We start from the raw sequence: 19,432 nt of genomic DNA, 5'->3' as shown, positions 1-19,432 counted from the left end.
GAAGAAATGAGACAAGCAGGGGCATTCGGGTTGGTACCCGAACTATCAGCGTGATCCTAAGTGGCTTGTTTTGGTCGCTGCACTTGGCCTTTTGCAAGCAAACTCGGTGTTTTCGCCGGTGGTGTCCCCAAATCGAGGGTGACCAAGCATGCAAGAAAGCGTGATGCAGCGCATGTGGAACAGCGGCTATCTTTCAGGTGGTAACGCTGCCTATGTGGAAGAGCTTTATGAGCTCTACCTGCACGACCCTAACGCTGTGCCAGAAGAATGGCGCACCAAATTTCAGACGTTGTCTTCAGACGGCAACGCTGCCACCGATGTATCGCACGCCACGATTCGCGATCAGTTTGTGCTGCTGGCAAAGAACCAGCGCCGCGCCCAACCGGTTTCCGCCGGCAGCGTGAGCAGTGAGCACGAGAAGAAGCAAGTTGAGGTATTGCGACTGATCCAGGCCTACCGGATGCGTGGCCACCAGGCGGCCCAGCTTGATCCGCTGGGGCTCTGGAAGCGTCCTGCACCTGCTGACCTGTCGATCAATCATTACGGCTTGACCAATGCCGATCTTGATACGACCTTCCGTGCCGGCGACCTGTTCATCGGCAAAGAGGAAGCGAGCCTACGCGAAATTCACGAAGCGTTGCAGCAGACATATTGCCGCACCATTGGCGCTGAGTTCACGCACATCACCGATTCCGAGCAACGCCACTGGTTCCAGCACCGTCTGGAAGGTGTGCGTGGTCGTCCAGTGCTGTCTGACGATGTCCGCAGCCATCTGCTCGAGCGCGTAACCGCTGCCGAAGGCCTGGAAAAGTACCTGGGTACCAAATACCCGGGCACCAAGCGTTTCGGTCTGGAAGGCGGCGAAAGCCTGATTCCGATGCTCGACGAGTTGATCCAGCGTTCCGGTTCCTACGGCACCAAGGAAATCGTGATCGGCATGGCTCACCGTGGTCGCTTGAACGTGTTGGTCAACACCTTCGGCAAGAACCCGCGTGAGCTGTTCGACGAGTTCGAAGGCAAGAAGAAGGTTGAGCTGGGTTCCGGTGACGTTAAATACCACCAGGGCTTCTCGTCCAACGTGATGACCACCGGCGGTGAAGTTCACCTGGCCATGGCCTTCAACCCATCCCACCTGGAAATTGTTTCTCCAGTGGTCGAGGGTTCGGTCCGTGCTCGCCAGGATCGTCGTAATGACACCACCGGTGAAAAGGTTCTGCCGATTTCCATCCACGGTGACGCGGCTTTCGCCGGTCAAGGCGTGGTCCTGGAAACGTTCCAGATGTCGCAGACCCGCGGCTTCAAGACCGGCGGTACCGTTCACATCGTCATCAACAACCAGGTTGGCTTCACCATCAGCAACCCGCTGGACGCGCGCTCTACCGAGTACGCGACCGACGTTGCCAAGATGATCCAGGCGCCGATCCTCCATGTGAATGGCGATGATCCGGAAGCTGTGCTGTTTGTGACCCAGTTGGCCATTGATTACCGCATGCAGTTCAAGCGCGATGTGGTGATCGACCTGGTTTGCTACCGCCGTCGCGGTCACAACGAAGCGGACGAGCCAAGCGGTACTCAGCCGTTGATGTATCAGCAGATCACCAAGCAGCGCACTACCCGTGAGCTGTACGCCGAAAGCCTGACCAAGGCCGGCGTGGTTGACGATGCGCGTGTTCAGGCGAAAGTCGATGAATACCGCAACGCGCTGGACAATGGTCTGCATGTTGTAAAAAGCCTGGTTAAAGAGCCGAACAAAGAGTTGTTCGTTGACTGGCGTCCGTACCTGGGCCACGCCTGGACTGCGCGTCACGATACGTCGTTCGATCTGAAGACCTTGCAGGAGTTGTCCGCCAAGCTGCTGGAAATCCCGGAAGGTTTCGTGGTTCAGCGCCAGGTTGCGAAGATCTACGAAGACCGTCAGAAGATGCAAGCCGGCGGCCTGCCGATCAACTGGGGTTACGCCGAAACCATGGCGTACGCGACCCTGGCGTTCGAAGGTCACCCTATCCGCATGACTGGCCAGGACATCGGCCGTGGTACGTTCTCGCACCGTCATGCTGTGCTGCACAACCAGAAAGACGCGGGCACCTATATCCCGTTGCAGAACCTGTACGCAGGCCAGCCACGTTTCGACCTGTACGATTCGTTCCTGTCCGAAGAAGCGGTACTGGCGTTCGAATACGGTTACTCGACCACCATGCCGCAGGCGCTGGTGATCTGGGAAGCCCAGTTCGGCGACTTCGCCAACGGTGCCCAGGTGGTTATCGACCAGTTCATCACCAGCGGCGAGCACAAGTGGGGCCGTCTGTGCGGTCTGACCATGCTGCTGCCACACGGTTATGAAGGTCAGGGTCCGGAGCACTCCTCGGCCCGTCTGGAGCGTTACCTGCAGCTGTGCGCCGAGCACAACATCCAGGTGTGCGTGCCGACTACCCCGGCCCAGATCTACCACTTGCTGCGTCGCCAGGTGATCCGCCCGCTGCGCAAGCCGCTGGTGGTACTGACACCGAAGTCGCTGCTGCGTCATAAGTTGGCCATCTCGACCCTGGAAGATCTGGCGGATGGTTCGTTCCAGACCGTTATTCCAGAGATCGATACGCTGGACGCGGCGAAAGTGACTCGCCTGGTCCTGTGCAGCGGCAAGGTCTACTACGACCTGCTGGAAAAACGCCGTGCCGAAGGCCGCGAAGACATCGCCATCGTGCGTATCGAGCAGCTTTACCCGTTCCCGGAAGACGACCTGATGGAGGCCATCGCGCCTTACACCAACCTCACTAATGTTGTGTGGTGCCAGGAAGAACCGATGAACCAGGGCGCTTGGTACAGCAGCCAGCATCATTTGCGTCGCAGCATCGGTAACCATAAGCAGGCCCTGGGCCTGGAATATGCCGGTCGTGACGCTTCTGCTGCACCTGCGTGTGGTTATGCGTCGATGCACGCCGAGCAGCAGGAAAAACTGCTGCAAGATGCTTTCACTGTTTAACGCCTTCGCGCTGACTGAAACCGAATTTTAAGGACCCACAGATAATGGCTATCGAAATCAAAGCCCCGTCATTCCCGGAATCGGTTGCCGATGGCACCGTTGCCACCTGGCACAAGAAACCAGGCGACGCTGTAAAGCGTGACGACCTGATCGTCGACATCGAGACCGACAAAGTCGTTCTGGAAGTGTTGGCCGAAGCTGACGGCGTACTGGGTGCAATCGTTGCCGAAGAAGGCGCTACCGTTCTGTCGAACCAGGTGCTGGGCTCGATCGAAGAGGGCAGCGCTGCTGCCGCTGCTCCTGCTGCCGCTGCACCGGCTGCTGCTTCGGCTCCCGCTGCTGCTCCGGCTGCAGGTGGCGAAGATCCCATCGCTGCACCGGCTGCCCGTCAGCTGGCTGAAGAAAACGGCATCAACCTGTCGTCCATCAAAGGCACCGGCAAAGACGGCCGTGTGACCAAGGAAGACGTGGTGGCTGCAGTTGAAGCCAAGAAAAACGCTCCAGCCGCCGCACCTGCCAAGGCAGCTGCCCCGGCTGCCGCTGCGCCTGTGTTCGCCGCTGGCGACCGCACCGAGAAGCGCGTACCGATGACCCGCGTACGGGCCACCGTGGCCAAGCGTCTGGTTGAAGCACAGTCGAACATGGCGATGCTGACTACCTTCAACGAAGTCGACATGACCGAAGTCATGGCCCTGCGTTCGAAGTACAAGGATCTGTTCGAGAAGTCCCACAACGGCGTGCGCCTTGGCTTCATGTCGTTCTTCGTGAAAGCGGCTACTGAAGCGCTGAAACGCTACCCGGCAGTCAACGCTTCGATCGATGGTACCGACATCGTTTACCACGGCTATGCAGACATCGGCGTTGCCGTGTCCAGCGACCGTGGCCTGGTAGTTCCAGTACTGCGTAACGCCGAGCTGATGAGCCTGGCTGAAATCGAAGGCGGCATCGCAGGCTTCGGCAAGAAAGCCCGTGACGGCAAGCTGACCATCGACGAGATGACCGGCGGTACGTTCACCATCACTAACGGTGGTACCTTCGGTTCGATGATGTCGACGCCGATCGTCAACCCGCCACAAGCCGCGATCCTGGGCATGCACAACATCATCCAGCGTCCGATGGCCATCAACGGCCAAGTCGTGATCCGCCCGATGATGTACCTGGCACTGTCTTACGATCACCGCCTGATCGATGGTAAAGAAGCCGTGACTTTCCTGGTGACCATCAAAAACCTGCTGGAAGACCCAGCTCGTCTGCTTCTGGATATCTAAAAAGCAGCTGCAAGTCGCAAGCTGAAAGCGCCAAGCCCAAAGCGGCGAACGGTGCTTTCAACTTGCGGCGTGCAGCTTGTAGCTTGCAGCTAAAAAGGGAACCTTTTTATGACACAGAAATTTGACGTTGTAGTGATTGGTGCAGGTCCTGGCGGCTATGTTGCCGCCATCAAGGCCGCACAACTGGGCCTCTCGACTGCTTGCATCGAAAAATACACCGACAAGGAAGGCAAACTGGCATTGGGCGGTACTTGCCTGAACGTTGGTTGCATTCCTTCCAAGGCGCTGCTGGACAGCTCCTGGAAATTCCACGAAGCCCAAGACGGTTTCGCGATCCACGGCATTAACCACGCTGGCGTGACCATGGACGTGCCAGCGATGATCGGCCGTAAAGCCAACATCGTTAAAGGCCTGACTTCCGGCGTTGCCACCTTGTTCAAGGCCAACGGCGTGACTTCCCTGCAAGGTCACGGCAAGTTGCTGGCCGGCAAGAAAGTTGAAATCACCAAGCCAGACGGCTCGGTTGAAGTCATCGAAGCCGAGAACGTGATCCTGGCCCCAGGTTCGCGCCCAATCGACATCCCGCCTGCTCCAGTTGACCAGAACGTGATCGTTGATTCGACCGGCGCCCTGGAGTTCCAATCGATTCCTAAGCGTCTTGGCGTGATCGGCGCTGGCGTGATCGGCCTGGAACTGGGTTCGGTATGGTCCCGTTTGGGTTCCGACGTCACCGTGCTGGAAGCCCTGGACACGTTCCTGCTGGCTGCCGACACCGCGGTGTCCAAAGAAGCCCTGAAAACCCTGACCAAGCAAGGTCTGGACATCAAACTGGGCGCCCGTGTTACCGGTTCCAAGGTCAACGGCGAAGAAGTCGTTGTGACCTACACCGATAAAGAAGGCGAGCAGACCATCACATTCGACAAGCTGATCGTAGCCGTTGGTCGCCGTCCAGTGACCACTGACCTGCTGGCAGCTGACAGCGGCGTGAACATCGACGAACGTGGCTTCATCCACGTTGACGATCACTGCGCTACCACCGTGCCTGGCGTGTACGCCATCGGTGACGTGGTTCGCGGCATGATGCTCGCGCACAAGGCTTCCGAAGAAGGCATTATGGTTGTCGAGCGCATCAAGGGTCACAAGACCCAGATGAACTACGACCTGGTCCCATCGGTTATCTACACCCACCCGGAAATTGCATGGGTCGGCAAGAACGAACAGCAGTTGAAAGCTGAAGGCGTTGAAGTTAACGTCGGCACCTTCCCGTTTGCTGCTTCTGGCCGTGCCATGGCAGCCAACGACACCGGTGGTTTTGTCAAAGTCATCGCTGATGCCAAGACTGACCGCGTATTGGGCGTCCACGTGATTGGCCCAAGCGCTGCAGAACTGGTTCAGCAAGGCGCGATCGGTATGGAATTCGGCACCAGCGCCGAGGACCTGGGCATGATGGTCTTCTCCCATCCGACCCTGTCCGAAGCGTTGCACGAAGCAGCGTTGGCGGTGAATGGCGGCGCCATCCACATCGCCAACCGCAAGAAGCGCTAAGCGAGATAATAAGAAACCACGGCGGAGTTGCCCGTCGTGAGCCTTGCGCGCAAGACTCACCGCGGAATATCCGCTGGACGCAGTCTTGCGCAGCTTTACGGGCCCTGAGCCCCGCAAGTTGCGCAAGCAGCAGTCACAGGTGGCGCGGCACTCATAATGAGCGCAGCGCCGAATGCGCAGTACCTAACGAAGACGGTAAAAAGCATGAATCTTCACGAGTATCAGGGTAAGCAGCTGTTCGCTGAATACGGCCTGCCAGTATCCAAGGGCTACGCAGTAGACACCCCGGAAGCAGCAGCGGAAGCGTGCGACAAAATCGGCGGCACCGAGTGGGTTGTCAAAGCCCAGGTCCACGCTGGTGGTCGCGGTAAAGCGGGCGGCGTTAAGCTGGTTCGCAGCAAAGAAGACGCCAAAGCCTTCGCACAGCAGTGGCTGGGCAAGCGTCTGGTGACTTACCAGACTGATGCCAATGGCCAGCCAGTCACCAAGATCCTGGTTGAATCGTGCACTGATATCGCTAAAGAGCTGTACCTGGGCGCTGTCGTTGACCGTTCGAGCCGTCGCATCGTGTTCATGGCTTCCACCGAAGGTGGCGTGGACATCGAGAAAATCGCTCACGAAACCCCAGAAAAAATTCTGAAAGCCACTATCGATCCACTGGTTGGCGCTCAGCCATTCCAAGGTCGCGAGTTGGCATTCCAGCTGGGCCTGGAAGGCAAGCAAGTTGCCCAGTTCGCCAAGATCTTTGTGGGTCTGGCCAAACTGTTCCAGGATCACGATCTGGCCCTGCTGGAAGTGAACCCGCTGGTGATCAAGGCTGACGGCGATCTGCACTGCCTGGACGCCAAGATCAACATCGACGCCAACGCCATGTACCGTCAGCCTAAGCTGAAGACTTTCCACGATCCGTCGCAAGACGATCCGCGCGAAGCGCACGCTGCCAAGTTCGAACTGAACTACGTAGCGCTGGAAGGTAACATCGGTTGCATGGTCAACGGTGCTGGCCTGGCCATGGGTACCATGGACATCGTCAACCTGCATGGCGGCAAACCAGCCAACTTCCTCGACGTAGGCGGTGGTGCCACCAAAGAACGCGTGACCGAAGCCTTCAAGATCATCCTGTCCGACGCCAACGTCGCTGCAGTACTGGTCAATATCTTCGGCGGCATCGTTCGTTGCGACATGATTGCCGAAGGCATCATCGGTGCAGTGAAAGAAGTCGGCGTTAAAATCCCGGTTGTTGTTCGCCTTGAAGGTAACAACGCTGAACTGGGCGCTAAAGTACTGGCAGAAAGCGGTTTGAACATCATCGCGGCTACCAGCCTGACCGACGCTGCTCAACAAGTTGTCAAAGCTGCGGAGGGCAAATAATGAGCGTCCTGATCAATAAAGACACCAAAGTTATCTGCCAGGGTATTACCGGTTCGCAAGGTAGTTTCCATACCCAGCAAGCCATCGAATACGGCACCAAGATGGTGGGTGGCGTTACTCCTGGTAAAGGCGGTACCGAGCACCTGGGTTTGCCAGTGTTCAACACCGTGAAAGAAGCTGTAGAAACCACTGGCGCTACCGCCAGCGTGATCTACGTTCCAGCTCCTTTCTGCAAGGACTCCATCCTGGAAGCAGCCTTCGGCGGCATCAAGCTGATCGTTTGCATCACCGAAGGCATTCCTACCCTGGACATGCTGGACGCTAAAGTTAAGTGCGACGAGCTGGGTGTTACCCTGATCGGCCCTAACTGCCCAGGCGTGATCACCCCAGGCGAATGCAAGATCGGCATCATGCCAGGTCACATTCACTTGCCAGGCAAAGTCGGTATCGTTTCCCGTTCCGGCACCCTGACCTACGAAGCTGTTAAGCAGACCACTGACGCCGGTTTCGGTCAGTCGACTTGCGTCGGCATCGGCGGTGACCCGATCCCAGGCTCCAACTTCATCGACATCCTGAAGCTGTTCCAGGAAGACCCGAAGACCGAAGCGATCGTCATGATCGGTGAGATCGGCGGTTCGGCTGAAGAAGAAGCGGCTGCCTACATCAAGGCACACGTGACCAAGCCGGTTGTTTCCTACATCGCTGGTGTGACTGCCCCTGCTGGCAAGCGCATGGGCCATGCTGGCGCAATCATCTCTGGCGGCAAGGGCACTGCAGACGAGAAGTTTGCAGCCCTGGAAGACGCAGGCGTTAAAACCGTGCGTTCGCTGGCAGACATCGGCAAGGCTTTGTCCGAGCTGACGGGTTGGGCTGTCAAATAAGCCTCGCGCTTAGCTGACGCTTTACCCACACAAAGGCCACCTTCGGGTGGCCTTTGTGCGTTTAAAGGCAGCTATAAGCGGCAAGCTTTAAGCGGTAAGAGAGAAGCATGCGGTGCTTCTTGCCGCTTGAAGCTTGCCACTTGTTGCTGCTCTTACGAGAATGCGACATGGAACTGTCGCTTATCGGACAGTCCGCCCCGCAACAGTGCGTTTGTCAGCCCAATTCTGTACCCTAGCCGCCTCTTTATGCGCCCGCATCCCAAAAGGAAGCCGCGTGCTAGACCGGTCGGCTCCCATAAGGGCCGGCAGTATTTCCCTCATCCATAGGGAATCCCTCTCTAAATTCCGATTCAGTAGTGTGGTATTTCCTCAAATGAAAGTGTTGAAAGGCCAGGACATCCTGGCGCTGGGTTTTATGACCTTTGCCCTGTTCGTGGGCGCCGGCAACATCATCTTCCCGCCTATTGTGGGTTTGCAGTCCGGGCCTCACGTTTGGATGGCAGCGCTGGGCTTTTTGATCACCGCGGTGGGTTTGCCGGTGGTCACCGTGATCGCGCTGGCCAAGGTTGGCGGCGGTATGGACGCGTTGAGCAGCCCGATCGGCAAGATTGCCGGTGGCCTGCTGGCGGCGGCGGCGTATCTGGCGGTAGGGCCGCTGTTCGCCACGCCGCGTACCGCGACCGTATCCTTTGAGGTGGGCCTGGCACCGCTGACCGGCGAAAGCCCGTTGGCGCTGTTCCTCTACAGTTCGGTGTATTTCCTGGTGGTGTTCTTTGTCTCCCTGTACCCAGGCCGACTGCTGGACACCGTGGGTCGATTCCTCGCACCGCTGAAGATCATTGCCTTGGCCATCCTCGGCATCGCCGCGTTTGCCTTGCCGGCCGGTGACGTGGGTGTCGCTACCCCGGAATACGTGGCTGCGCCGTTCTCACAAGGCTTCATCAATGGCTACCTGACCATGGATACCCTGGGCGCCCTGGTGTTCGGCATCGTGATCGTCAACGCCATTCGCTCCCGTGGCGTGGAGTCGCCAAAGCTGATCACCCGCTACGCAATCATCGCCGGCTTGATCGCCGGTGTGGGCTTGGCGCTGGTGTATGTCAGCCTGTTCCGCCTTGGTTCGGGCAGCCATGAAGTCGCCGCCGGTGCTGCCAATGGCGCCGCCGTATTACACGCCTATGTGCAACACACGTTTGGCTCCCTGGGCAGCGGCTTCCTGGCTGTGCTGATCTCCCTGGCGTGCCTGGTCACGGCTGTTGGCCTCACCTGTGCCTGCGCCGAGTACTTCAGCCGCGTCTTGCCGCTGTCCTACAAGACCCTGGTGGTGATCCTGGCGCTGTTCTCGCTGTTCGTGTCCAACCTGGGCCTGACCAAGCTGATTGCCTTCTCGATCCCGGTACTCACCGCGATCTATCCGCCGTGCATCGTGCTGGTTGCGCTGAGCTTCTGCAAAGACTTCTGGCAGGAGCAGGGCCGTATCGTTGGACCGGTGATGTTGGTGTCGTTCATCTTTGGCTGCATCGACGCGCTCAAGGGGGCGGGTCTGGCGGGTTGGTTGCCGTCGCAGTTTGCAAATTTGCCGTTGAGCGAGCAGGGCCTGGCGTGGCTGGTGCCTTCGGTGATGACCCTGGGGGTTGCGGTGGTGGTTGACCGCATGCTCGGTAAGCGCAGCGAAGCGATCGCATAACCCACGCTCGCGCAGTACTGAAATGCCCCGTATCAATCGATACGGGGCATTTTTTATGCTTATGAGACAACAACCTTCTAAAGTTGGAGCGCAGTAAATATGGGCGCGAGCAAGCCCGCCCCCACATTTTAGACTGCGTTAACATCCACACCACCGTGCAACAGGATCCACATGTCGTTCGTCGAAACCAATCAGATCCACCTGCTTGCCGCCCTCTGGTTCGTCCTCTGCTGGGGAGGGTACACCCGCTATGCCACCTGGAAAGCCCGGGACACCGCGTGCCTCGCCAGCGTGCTGCATCTGTATCGCGAGGACTGGATGCGCCGCATGCTGTTGCGCGACAACCGCATCGCCGATGCCAGTGTGATCGGCAACCTGGAACGCAACGCCTCGTTCTTCGCCTCCAGTACCTTGATTATCCTGGCCGGTATTCTCACCGTGCTCGGCGCCTCGGAGCGCGCGGTGTCGCTGTTGGCGGACATCCCCATGGTGCAGCAGGCCTCCCAAGGCATGTCAGAGATCAAGCTGCTATGCCTGGCGCTGGTATTCGTCTATGCGTTTTTCACGTTCAGCTGGTGCATGCGCCAATACAACTTCGCGGCGGTGCTGGTGGGCTCGGCACCGATGATCGGCGAGCGGCACGTGTCGGAGCAGGAGCGCAACGCATTTGCCCTGCGCGCGGCACGGGTGATCTCCATGGCCGCCAACCAGTTCAACTTTGGTCTTCGCGCTTATTACTTCGGCATGACCATGCTCGCGTGGTTTGTCAGCCCCTGGTTGTTCATGTTGATGAGCAGTGGAGTGGTGCTGGTGTTGTATCGCCGGGAGTTTCATTCCGACGTACTGCAAGTGATGGTGTATACGCAGACCGATACGCCGTTGCCGGAAGTGGTTAAAGAGACGATTTAGTTAAACCGTCAACTCTAAATGCCAGACAAAAGAAAGCCCGCTATCTAAGCGGGCTTTCTTCTTGCAGCAAAGCTATTTCAAGCCGCGGTCTCAAGAACCGGTGGCAGGGGTAGCAGGTGCTGCTTCTTTTGCGGCGGCGTCGTTCGATTCAGCCTGAGCTTTGGCAGCATCGGCATTTTCTTTCGCGGCGTCGTTCACTTTATCCTGAGCCTTCGCCATGTCTTTCTGAGCTTGCTCGGAATGTGCTGCGGCGTCTTGGGCTTTGTCTTCGGATTTCTTGTCGCAGGCAGCGAGACCGAGGGCAGCGGCCAGCATCATGGAAATAGCTAAAGTCTTGCGCATTGGGTGTTTCTCCTTATTGAAGATATCTACTGGCCTTTCGAGCATGGCGGTTCAGCATTAGTTCCTTTTGTTACGAAGATATATAAAAACAGTCACCTAGGAACTTCCATACGCGCCACCGATATTGCGAATCCATACAAATAAGAGTCCAGACACGATGACCGAAAATCCCCTGCTAGCGCGTGCGACACGCTTTGTATCGGCCTTGCGCCATTGTCAGGTGTTGGGCATTACCGCCCATCATGCCGACGCGCAGGGCGTCACACTTGTCATGCCCTACGCCGCGCATCTGGTAGGAAACCCCACTACCGGCGTGATCCACGGCGGCGCGCTGACCTCCTTGATGGACACGGCCTGCGGCATGGCCACCCTGTGTGTATTGCCGGAGTTCGAGGTGTGCCCGACCCTCGACCTGCGGGTCGATTACATGCATCCCGCCGCGCCACATAAACCGGTGTATGGGTTCGCCCAATGCTATCGAGTGACCACCGACGTGATCTTCACCCGTGGCTTCGCCTATCAGGATGACGCTCAACAACCCATCGCCCATGTGGTGGGTACGTTCATGCGCATGGGCAAGCGCCTCAAAGGCACGCAAGGGCTGGGCAGTACGCTCAAGGGAGAACAGGCATGACGCACCGTTTCAAGACCCGCCTGGAGCAGGCCCATGCGCGCGGCGATTACGAGGCGCTGCTCAACCTGATCCCTTACGCCAAACTGATCGGCATCGAATGCACCCGGCTTGGAGATGAATTGCTGTTTCGGCTGCCGGCCAACAAGGACAATATTGGTAACCCGATATTGCCGGCGCTGCACGGTGGGGTGATAGCGGGCTTTATGGAACTGTCGGCGGCGCTGCACCTACTGGTGTTTACCGGTACGCCAGGCATCCCGAAAATCATCGATTTTTCCCTGGATTACCTGCGCGCCGGGCAATTTCGCGACACTTACGCCAAATGCCAGGTGTGGCGCCAAGGCCGACGAGTGGCAAACGTGGCGATCACCGCCTGGCAAAGCATCGCGGCCGAGCCCATCGCCACCGCTCGTGCGCATTTCAAAATCGAGTAACAGAGCTGCCCTTGAAATCCTGGTCTTAGCCCCCAACTTTGATGACAACCCGCCGCCAACCCTCAAGGGCGCGGCCACTACCATCCAATTGGAGTTTGATGACCATGAGTGTGGAAACTCAAAAGGAAACCCTGGGCTTCCAGACCGAGGTGAAGCAACTGCTGCACCTCATGATCCATTCGCTGTATTCCAACAAGGAAATCTTCCTTCGCGAATTGATCTCGAACGCCTCTGACGCTGTCGACAAATTACGTTTCGAAGCCCTGTCCAAGCCGGAGTTGCTTGAAGGTGGCGCCGAACTGAAAATCCGTGTGAGCTTCGACAAGGACGCCAAGACCGTCACCCTCGAAGACAACGGCATCGGCATGAGCCGTGAAGACGCGATTACCCACTTGGGTACCATCGCCAAATCCGGTACCGCTGATTTCATGAAGAATCTGTCGGGCGACCAGAAAAAAGATTCGCACCTGATCGGCCAGTTCGGTGTGGGCTTCTACTCGGCCTTTATCGTTGCCGATAAAGTTGAAGTGTTCAGTCGCCGTGCCGGCCTTGCCGCCGGTGAAGGCGTGCACTGGTCATCCAAAGGTGAGGGCGAGTTCGAAATCGCTACCATCGATAAGGCCGACCGTGGCACGTGTATCGTGCTGCACCTCAAAGACGGTGAAGACGAGTTTGCCGATGGCTGGCGCCTGCGCAACATTATCAAGAAGTACTCCGACCACATCGCTTTGCCCATCGAACTGCCTAAAGAACAGGCTGCTGCCGAAGGCGAAGAAGCGCCGGCCCAGGAATGGGAAGTGGTCAACCGCGCCAGCGCGCTGTGGACCCGTCCGCGTACCGAGATCAAGGACGAGGAATACCAGGAGTTCTACAAGCACATCGGTCACGACTACGAAAACCCGCTGAGCTGGAGCCACAACAAGGTCGAAGGCAAGCTGGAATACAGCTCGCTGCTCTACGTGCCGGCCCGTGCTCCGTTCGACCTGTACCAGCGTGAAGCGCCGAAGGGCCTCAAGCTCTACGTGCAGCGCGTGTTCGTGATGGACCAGGCGGAATCCTTCCTGCCGCTGTACCTGCGCTTTATCAAAGGCGTGGTCGACTCCAACGACCTGTCGCTGAACGTGTCGCGTGAAATCCTGCAGAAAGACCCGATCATCGACTCCATGAAGTCGGCGCTGACCAAGCGCGTGCTCGACATGCTGGAAAAACTGGCGAAGAACGAGCCTGAGCAATACAAAGGCTTCTGGAAAAACTTCGGCCAGGTCATGAAAGAAGGCCCTGCTGAAGATTTCGCCAACAAGGAAAAAATCGCCGGCCTGCTGCGTTTTGCATCGACTCATGAAGAGGGCGGCGAGCAAGTTGTGTCGCTGGCCGAGTACCTGGCACGTGCCAAGGATGGTCAGGACAAGATCTACTACCTGACCGGCGAAACCTACGCTCAGGTCAAGAACAGCCCGCACCTGGAAGTCTTCCGCAAGAAAGGCATCGAAGTGCTGCTGCTGACCGACCGTATCGATGAGTGGCTGATGAGCTACCTCAGCGACTTCGACGGCAAGTCCTTTGTCGACGTGGCCCGTGGTGACCTGGACCTGGGTAACCTGGACTCCGAAGAAGAGAAGAAAGAAGCCGAAGAAGTCGCCAAGGCCAAAGAAGGCCTGGTTGAGCGGATCAAGGCGTCCCTGGGCGAGGCTGTCAGCGAAGTGCGGGTTTCCCACCGTCTGACCGATTCCCCGGCGATCCTGGCCATCGGCGAAGCGGACCTGGGCATGCAGATGCGTCAGATCCTCGAAGCCAGCGGGCAAAAGGTTCCGGATTCCAAGCCGATCTTCGAATTCAACCCGGCTCACCCGCTGATCGGGAAGCTCGACGCCGAGCAGAACGAAGAGCGTTTTGGCGACCTGTCGCACATCCTCTTCGACCAAGCGGCCCTGGCTGCTGGCGACAGCCTGAAAGACCCGGCCGCCTATGTGCGCCGCCTGAACAAGCTGTTGGTTGAACTGTCGGTTTGACACCGTTGTAGAGAAAACCCGCCTCGGCGGGTTTTTTCGTTCTAGTGCATCTCAACTGGAGTAAATGATGAGCCAAGTCACTGTGCGTTCCGTGGTCTATCAGATTGATGGCCAGTCTTATGAAAGCCGCCTGGCGTTCGATGCCAGCCACAAAGGCCCGTTGCCGGGCCTGCTGATGGCGCCGAACTGGATGGGTGTGAGTGCGGGTGCCGAAGAGATCGCCAAAAGCGTGGCCAGCAAGGGCTACGTGGTGCTCATCGCCGACCTGTACGGGCAAACCGTGCGTCCGTCGAATGGCGATGAAGCCGGCGCAGCGATGATGCCGTTGAAGAATGACCGCCCGTTGCTGACCCAGCGTATGCAGGCGGCCTTCGAGCAGTTGCAAGGCCAGGCCGAAGCGAAGGTTGATACCTCCAGGTTGGCAACCTTTGGGTTCTGCTTTGGCGGTTGCTGCTCCCTGGAGCTGGCGCGCACCGGTGCGCCGTTGAAGGCTGCGGTATCGTTCCACGGCACCCTCGACACGCCGAATCCGGCGGATGCGAAGAACATCAAGGGTTCAGTGCTGGTGCTGCACGGTGCTTGCGACCCGTTGGTGCCGAAAGAGCAACTGCCGGCGTTTGAAGATGAAATGAACGCGGCGGGTGTGGATTGGCAGTTGCTGAGCTACGGCGGCGCGGTACATTCCTTCACTGACCCGCATGCGAATGTGCCGGGCACGATGATGTACGACGCGAAGACCGCTGCGCGGGCCTTTCAGTCGATGCATAACTTGTTGGATGAAGTGTTCAAGGGCTAAATCCCTAGCGCTTGTTCGGGCCTCATCGCGAGCAAGCCCGCTCCCACATTCGAGCGCATTCCTACAGGGTAAACGCGGTCGAATGTGTGCGGGCTTGCTCGCGAATGCTATCTCACCGGCAACTCAATTCTTTCAGACTCACCCGGCACCGTCGGCCAATCCCCAGCCGCCCAGCGCTGCCGCGCCTGTTCGATTCTTGAGGGGTCACTCGCCACAAAATTCCAATTGATCCGCCGTGGCCCATCCAGCGCCGCGCCGCCAAATACCACCAGATGGCAGTCACTCTCGGCACACAACGTCATTTCCTGCCCGGTCGGCAACACTACCAGGCTGTGCACCTCCAACACCTCACCATCCAACTGCGCTTCACCCTCCAGCACATACACCGCGCGTTCCTCATGCTCATCAGGAATCAGCAGCGTCGTGGCGGGTTGCATGCGCACCTCTGCATACAGCGTGGGCGATAGCACCGGCACCGGCGACTTGAGGCAGAACCCATCACCCGCAATCAGGCGGATCTGCACGCCGAGGTTGTCACTCACCGGCAAGCTCGCTGCCGGGTGATGGCTGTAATGCCCCGGCCCCGTTTCGTGGTCCTTTGGTGATGCCAGCCAGACTTGCAGCCCATGCAGGCTGAAACCGCTGGCCTTGAGCGCCTCTGGCGTGCGCTCGACGTGGGCAATCGCACTGCCGGCAGTCATCCAGCTGACATCGCCGGCTTGCACCACTTGGTCCGAGCCCAGGCTGTCCTTATGCTGCAGTGCACCGTTGAACAGATAAGTGAGGGTCGACAGCCCGATATGCGGGTGCTGGCGGATGTTCATGCCATCGCCCGGCGTGTAGCGGGTGAGCAGCATATGGTCGAAAAACACAAAAGGCCCAACGCTGCGGCATTCTCGCGACGGCAAAGGGCGCAGGATCGGTTGGCCTTCGACATCTTCGGGGCGAGGGCGGATCACGGTGAGGGTGGTCATGGTGCATCCCAGTCTGAGCGGGTTGGATGCTTCTGAGCATAACCCGCTCGGTAGGATGTTGCCGCTATTGGCTGAAGGCGCCTTCCGACAATTGGGTCTCGATGCTGACCTCGGCGGTAGTCATCAACTTGTGCACCGGGCAGCGATCAGCCACGCGATGCAGCTCATCGCGTTGTTCGTCGGTGAGTACGCCCTTTAGCGTCAGCTTAACGTTGAGTTTGTATTTGCCCTTTTGCTCTTCGGTGGCGTCGTGGGTGACTTCCACGGTCACGCCGGTCAGCGGGATGTCTTTTTTCTGGGCATAAAGCCTGACGGTCAAGGCCTTGCACGACGCCAGTGCCGCGTCGAAGTAGTCATGGGGGGAGGGCGCCGAATCGTCGCCGCCCAGGCTTTTGGGCAGGTCAGTAAACAACTCATGGTTGTTGATATTGACGCTATGGCGAAAGTTGTCCTGGTTCAGGGTATTCACGGTAACAGGCATGGCAAACCTCACAGGGTGGCAGGATGAAGGTCATGCAGTTATAGAGCATGCGGGCACTTCGGTGTTCCGCGTTTTTTGCTGGATGAACCTGGCATGGCGCGCAAGGTCTACCCGTATCAGCCCTAATCGAGGTTTTACCGTGCCCTGGACTCGCCTGACCCTTGCCTTGTGGCTCGCCGCCAGTAGCCTTGCCGTGCAGGCTCGCGACTATGCCTACAGCGACGCGCACCTGCATTACGTGGATTTCTTCCAGGAAACCGCGGGCATGGACAAGCTGCTCAAGGCGATGGCCGACAACCGCATTGAGCATGTGATGATTTCCGGCATACCGGTCGCGAAGAAATGGCACGAAGACGAGCCCAAACGCCCACGCTACTACGCCGGTGATGACGCCGATGCCTATTGGTACAGCGCCACCGACGTGATCGTCGCGGCAGCCGTCAACAAACTGACCCCAGAGCAGCGCCAGCACTTTCATCCGTTCCTGTCCGGCTTCAATCCCAACGACAAGAATTCGGACGCCCATATCCAGCGCATGCTCGACCTCAACCCAGGGCTTTGGCAGGGCATCGGCGAAGTCTTCACGCGCCATGACGACCTCACAGCCATCACGGCGGGTGACACACCGCGCGCGAATAACGAAGCCATGACACGCATCTATCACCTCGCCGCGGAAAACGACCTGCCGGTGATGCTGCACTCCAATATCACCTCCAAACGCGAGCGTAACCCGCTGTATCTCGCCGAGGTCGAGGAGCCGCTGCGCAACCATCCGCACACCCGCTTTATCTGGGCCCATGCCGGCACCAGCAAGGAAATCCAGCGGCATCAGGTGCAGATGGACTTTTTGTTGCCCGCGTTGAGCCGCATGCTGGAGGCCTACCCCAACCTGTATATCGACTTGTCCTGGAGCATGCTCACGCCGTATCTACTGGACGACGCAGGTCAGCCACGCTCGGAGTGGGTAGCGCTGGTGAGGCGCTTTCCAGATCGGTTTATGGTGGGCTCGGATGTAGTCGGGCGTTTCAACAAGCTGGGTAAGGAAATGCGCCGCTTTGACCCTTTTCTAGATGCGTTGCCTGAGGAGGTTGCCAAAAAAGTCGCGCGTGACAACTTTCTTGCCGTCTTGCCTAAAGCGAGCCGCGATGGCGGAGCACGTTGATATCGCGTTGTGGTCCTGCGCAATCGCCGTAATGGGCCGATTCCTTTCAGGAGCCAGCTGCAAATGGATGCAGCGCGTTTGGAAGGAGCCAAGGCATGAGTATCAGACGTCTGAATATCGCCCCGCGTGCAGGATTGGGTTTTGGTGTGTTGGCGTTGATGGTGTTTGCCCTGGGCGGTTTTGCTGACACGCAGTATCGTGCTGCCGTTGGCGTAGTCGTTGAAAGTCGCCCAGGGCGTGGCCAGCGGGGACTTGACCGGTGAGGTCGGCGTGAGTGGCCGCGACGAGCCGGCGCGCTTGCAGCAGGCGCTCAAGGGCATGCAGGAGAACTTGAGCGAGACCATCCGGCGTATCTCCGCGTCTTCCAACCAGTTGGCGTCGGCCTCTGAAGAACTCAGCTGTGTGACCTCGGCGGGCACGGCGCTGGAGGAAATTGCCTCGGCGTTTACCCTCATCAATGAGCGTAACCTGGTGATTGCCAGTGCGTCTGAGCAACAGGCGGCAGTGGCGCGGGAAGTGGATCGCAATTTGATGAACGTTCGCGATCTGGCGTATCAGACATCGAGGTGGCGAATCAGGCTAGTGCGGCGAGCCAGGAGTTGTCGCGGTTGGCGGTGGATTTGAATTCGATGGTGGCGCGGTTTTCTGTGTAGCAGCACGATCTCAAATTCAGTGACCCACAAAAAAGCCCCGAACCAGTCGGGGCTTTTCATATGATCAACCTGCGAGGTTTATTTACCCTGCCAGCGTTTCAGCACCAGGGTAGCGTTAGTGCCACCAAAGCCGAAGCTGTTGCTCATCACGGTGTCGATCTTGGCGTTTTCAACGGTCTTGGTCAGGATTGGCATATCAGCCACAACCGGATCAATCTCGTCGATGTTGGCCGAGCCGGCCATGAAGTTGCCTTCCATCATCAGCAGGCAGTAGATCGCTTCGTGAACGCCAGCGGCGCCCAGGGAGTGACCGGACAGGCTCTTGGTAGAGCTGATGGCCGGGGCCTTGTCGCCGAAAACCGCCCGCACGCCTTCCATTTCCTTGGCGTCACCGACCGGAGTCGACGTGCCGTGGGTATTCAGGTAGTCGATTGGGGTGTCAACGGTAGACATTGCCATCTGCATGCAACGGATGGCGCCTTCACCGCTTGGTGCAACCATGTCGTAGCCATCGGACGTCGCGCCGTAGCCAACGATTTCCGCGTAGATCTTGGCACCACGGGCCAGAGCGTGTTCCAGCTCCTCGACCACCACCATGCCACCACCGCCGGCAATGACGAAACCGTCACGCTTGGCGTCGTAGGCGCGGGAGGCCTTTTCCGGGGTTTCGTTGTACTGGGTGGACAGTGCACCCATGGCGTCGAACAGGAACGATTGGCTCCAATGCTCTTCTTCACCGCCGCCGGCGAACACGATGTCCTGCTTGCCCAGCTGGATCTGCTCAACGGCAGTCCCGATGCAGTGAGCACTGGTGGCGCAGGCGGAGGAGATCGAGTAGTTCACGCCCTTGATTGCAAATGGCGTGGCCAGGCAGGCCGAAACGGTACTGCCCATGGTCCGCGTAACACGGTACGGGCCGACGCGCTTCACGCCTTTTTCGCGCAGGATGTCCAGCGCTTCCATCTGGTTGAGGGTCGATGCGCCGCCGGAGCCAGCGATCAGGCCGGTGCGTACGTTGGATACCTGGTCTTCGCTCAGGCCGGAGTCGGCGATCGCGTCTTTCATCGCCAGGTAGGCGTAGGCGGCTGCGTGGCCGACGAAGCGATAGATCTTGCGATCGATCAGTTCTTCGAGGGGCAGGTCGATGGAGCCGGAAACCTGGCTACGCAGACCCATTTCGGCATATTCCGGGTTGAAGCGGATGCCAGGGCGACTTGCACGCAGGTTAGCGGTGACGGTCTCTTTGTCATTGCCCAGGCAAGAAACGATGCCCAGACCAGTGATAACGACGCGGCGCATGCGGATA

At 58.4% G+C, this 19,432-nt stretch carries 16 protein-coding genes and 1 pseudogene; 13 read left to right on the top strand and 4 right to left on the bottom strand.

The genetic code is table 11. The features are described 5' to 3' along the window. Positions 1–148: 148 nt before the first annotated feature. From AACY08_RS16105 to AACY08_RS16075, 7 genes are all read left to right on the top strand, one after another. A complete protein-coding gene (locus tag AACY08_RS16105; protein WP_339470349.1) occupies positions 149–2,980 on the top strand; it encodes a 2-oxoglutarate dehydrogenase E1 component in 2,832 nt (943 codons plus the stop codon). 44 nt (positions 2,981–3,024) lie between these two features. Next, the gene (gene odhB, locus AACY08_RS16100; protein WP_339470348.1) at positions 3,025–4,248 is read left to right on the top strand and encodes a 2-oxoglutarate dehydrogenase complex dihydrolipoyllysine-residue succinyltransferase; all 1,224 of its coding nucleotides are present in this window, start codon (positions 3,025–3,027) and stop codon (positions 4,246–4,248) included. Positions 4,249–4,356: 108 nt separating this feature from the next. Continuing rightward, a complete protein-coding gene (gene lpdA, locus AACY08_RS16095; protein WP_339414678.1) occupies positions 4,357–5,793 on the top strand; it encodes a dihydrolipoyl dehydrogenase in 1,437 nt (478 codons plus the stop codon). Positions 5,794–5,997: 204 nt separating this feature from the next. Next, positions 5,998–7,164 carry an ADP-forming succinate--CoA ligase subunit beta gene (sucC, locus tag AACY08_RS16090; protein ID WP_060754516.1) on the top strand — a complete coding sequence of 389 codons (1,167 nt, stop codon included), beginning with the start codon at positions 5,998–6,000 and terminating at the stop codon, positions 7,162–7,164. Next, positions 7,164–8,045: a succinate--CoA ligase subunit alpha gene (gene sucD / locus AACY08_RS16085; RefSeq protein ID WP_065872666.1), complete on the top strand. Its 882-nt coding sequence runs from the start codon at positions 7,164–7,166 to the stop codon at positions 8,043–8,045. The genes sucC and sucD overlap by 1 nt, the downstream gene beginning before the upstream one ends. Positions 8,046–8,418: 373 nt before the next feature. Continuing rightward, positions 8,419–9,732 carry a branched-chain amino acid transport system II carrier protein gene (gene brnQ / locus AACY08_RS16080; protein WP_339414677.1) on the top strand — a complete coding sequence of 438 codons (1,314 nt, stop codon included), beginning with the start codon at positions 8,419–8,421 and terminating at the stop codon, positions 9,730–9,732. 171 nt (positions 9,733–9,903) lie between these two features. Beyond that, a complete protein-coding gene (locus AACY08_RS16075; RefSeq protein ID WP_339414676.1) occupies positions 9,904–10,641 on the top strand; it encodes a DUF599 domain-containing protein in 738 nt (245 codons plus the stop codon). Positions 10,642–10,731: 90 nt separating this feature from the next. Here AACY08_RS16075 and AACY08_RS16070 read toward each other — a convergent pair whose 3' ends face one another. Next, positions 10,732–10,983, bottom strand: a complete 252-nt coding sequence (locus AACY08_RS16070) for a hypothetical protein (RefSeq protein ID WP_090407089.1) — start codon at positions 10,981–10,983, stop codon at positions 10,732–10,734. Positions 10,984–11,140: 157 nt separating this feature from the next. Here AACY08_RS16070 and AACY08_RS16065 point away from each other — a divergent pair, with 157 nt between their 5' ends. The 4 genes from AACY08_RS16065 (at position 11,141) to AACY08_RS16050 (ending at position 14,856) form a co-directional block, all read left to right on the top strand. Further along, positions 11,141–11,617 (top strand): PaaI family thioesterase, encoded by a 477-nt coding sequence (locus AACY08_RS16065; protein ID WP_339470347.1) that lies wholly within the window; start codon positions 11,141–11,143, stop codon positions 11,615–11,617. Continuing rightward, positions 11,614–12,051, top strand: a complete 438-nt coding sequence (locus tag AACY08_RS16060) for a PaaI family thioesterase (protein ID WP_339470345.1) — start codon at positions 11,614–11,616, stop codon at positions 12,049–12,051. Before AACY08_RS16065 ends, AACY08_RS16060 begins: the two co-directional genes overlap by 4 nt. A 104-nt stretch (positions 12,052–12,155) precedes the next feature. Beyond that, complete coding sequence (gene htpG / locus AACY08_RS16055) at positions 12,156–14,060, top strand: molecular chaperone HtpG (protein ID WP_339470343.1); 1,905 nt, start codon at positions 12,156–12,158, stop codon at positions 14,058–14,060. Positions 14,061–14,127: 67 nt separating this feature from the next. Next, the gene (locus tag AACY08_RS16050) at positions 14,128–14,856 is read left to right on the top strand and encodes a dienelactone hydrolase family protein (RefSeq protein WP_339470341.1); all 729 of its coding nucleotides are present in this window, start codon (positions 14,128–14,130) and stop codon (positions 14,854–14,856) included. 107 nt (positions 14,857–14,963) lie between these two features. On the opposite strand, the gene AACY08_RS16045 is transcribed toward AACY08_RS16050, so the two are convergent. Further along, entirely contained in the window at positions 14,964–15,830 is an 867-nt protein-coding gene (locus AACY08_RS16045; RefSeq protein WP_339470340.1) for a pirin family protein, read from the bottom strand. Positions 15,831–15,894: 64 nt separating this feature from the next. Continuing rightward, a complete protein-coding gene (locus AACY08_RS16040; RefSeq protein WP_314567716.1) occupies positions 15,895–16,311 on the bottom strand; it encodes an OsmC family protein in 417 nt (138 codons plus the stop codon). 139 nt (positions 16,312–16,450) lie between these two features. Here AACY08_RS16040 and AACY08_RS16035 point away from each other — a divergent pair, with 139 nt between their 5' ends. Both AACY08_RS16035 and AACY08_RS16030 read left to right on the top strand, forming a co-directional pair. After that, positions 16,451–17,473, top strand: a complete 1,023-nt coding sequence (locus AACY08_RS16035; protein ID WP_339470338.1) for an amidohydrolase family protein — start codon at positions 16,451–16,453, stop codon at positions 17,471–17,473. Between the two features lie 174 nt (positions 17,474–17,647). Beyond that, positions 17,648–18,126, top strand: a pseudogene (locus AACY08_RS16030) (HAMP domain-containing protein); the annotation flags it as partial. A 78-nt stretch (positions 18,127–18,204) separates the two neighbouring features. Here the strand turns inward: AACY08_RS16030 and fabB are convergent. Then, a complete protein-coding gene (gene fabB / locus AACY08_RS16025; RefSeq protein WP_012723103.1) occupies positions 18,205–19,425 on the bottom strand; it encodes a beta-ketoacyl-ACP synthase I in 1,221 nt (406 codons plus the stop codon). Positions 19,426–19,432: the final 7 nt, after the last annotated feature.

Origin of the sequence: Pseudomonas sp. EL_65y_Pfl1_R83 (assembly GCF_963970695.1) — a bacterium.
GTDB classification, from domain to species: domain Bacteria; phylum Pseudomonadota; class Gammaproteobacteria; order Pseudomonadales; family Pseudomonadaceae; genus Aquipseudomonas; species Aquipseudomonas tritici.
The sequence above is the reverse complement of the archived record's forward strand: the minus strand, read 5'-3'. Positions and strand labels throughout refer to the sequence as shown.

Bases quoted from the DNA above. Each gene is read 5' to 3' on its own strand.
- brnQ (WP_339414677.1), top strand. From the start codon at position 8,419: ATGAAAGTGTTGAAAGGCCAGGACATCCTGGCGCTGGGTTTTATGACC.
- AACY08_RS16050 (WP_339470341.1), top strand. From the start codon at position 14,128: ATGAGCCAAGTCACTGTGCGTTCCGTGGTCTATCAGATTGATGGCCAG.
- sucC (WP_060754516.1), top strand. From the start codon at position 5,998: ATGAATCTTCACGAGTATCAGGGTAAGCAGCTGTTCGCTGAATACGGC.
- sucD (WP_065872666.1), top strand. From the start codon at position 7,164: ATGAGCGTCCTGATCAATAAAGACACCAAAGTTATCTGCCAGGGTATT.
- AACY08_RS16065 (WP_339470347.1), top strand. From the start codon at position 11,141: ATGACCGAAAATCCCCTGCTAGCGCGTGCGACACGCTTTGTATCGGCC.
- AACY08_RS16075 (WP_339414676.1), top strand. From the start codon at position 9,904: ATGTCGTTCGTCGAAACCAATCAGATCCACCTGCTTGCCGCCCTCTGG.
- lpdA (WP_339414678.1), top strand. From the start codon at position 4,357: ATGACACAGAAATTTGACGTTGTAGTGATTGGTGCAGGTCCTGGCGGC.
- htpG (WP_339470343.1), top strand. From the start codon at position 12,156: ATGAGTGTGGAAACTCAAAAGGAAACCCTGGGCTTCCAGACCGAGGTG.
- odhB (WP_339470348.1), top strand. From the start codon at position 3,025: ATGGCTATCGAAATCAAAGCCCCGTCATTCCCGGAATCGGTTGCCGAT.
- AACY08_RS16040 (WP_314567716.1), bottom strand. From the start codon at position 16,311: ATGCCTGTTACCGTGAATACCCTGAACCAGGACAACTTTCGCCATAGC.
- fabB (WP_012723103.1), bottom strand. From the start codon at position 19,425: ATGCGCCGCGTCGTTATCACTGGTCTGGGCATCGTTTCTTGCCTGGGC.
- AACY08_RS16045 (WP_339470340.1), bottom strand. From the start codon at position 15,830: ATGACCACCCTCACCGTGATCCGCCCTCGCCCCGAAGATGTCGAAGGC.
- AACY08_RS16060 (WP_339470345.1), top strand. From the start codon at position 11,614: ATGACGCACCGTTTCAAGACCCGCCTGGAGCAGGCCCATGCGCGCGGC.
- AACY08_RS16105 (WP_339470349.1), top strand. From the start codon at position 149: ATGCAAGAAAGCGTGATGCAGCGCATGTGGAACAGCGGCTATCTTTCA.
- AACY08_RS16070 (WP_090407089.1), bottom strand. From the start codon at position 10,983: ATGCGCAAGACTTTAGCTATTTCCATGATGCTGGCCGCTGCCCTCGGT.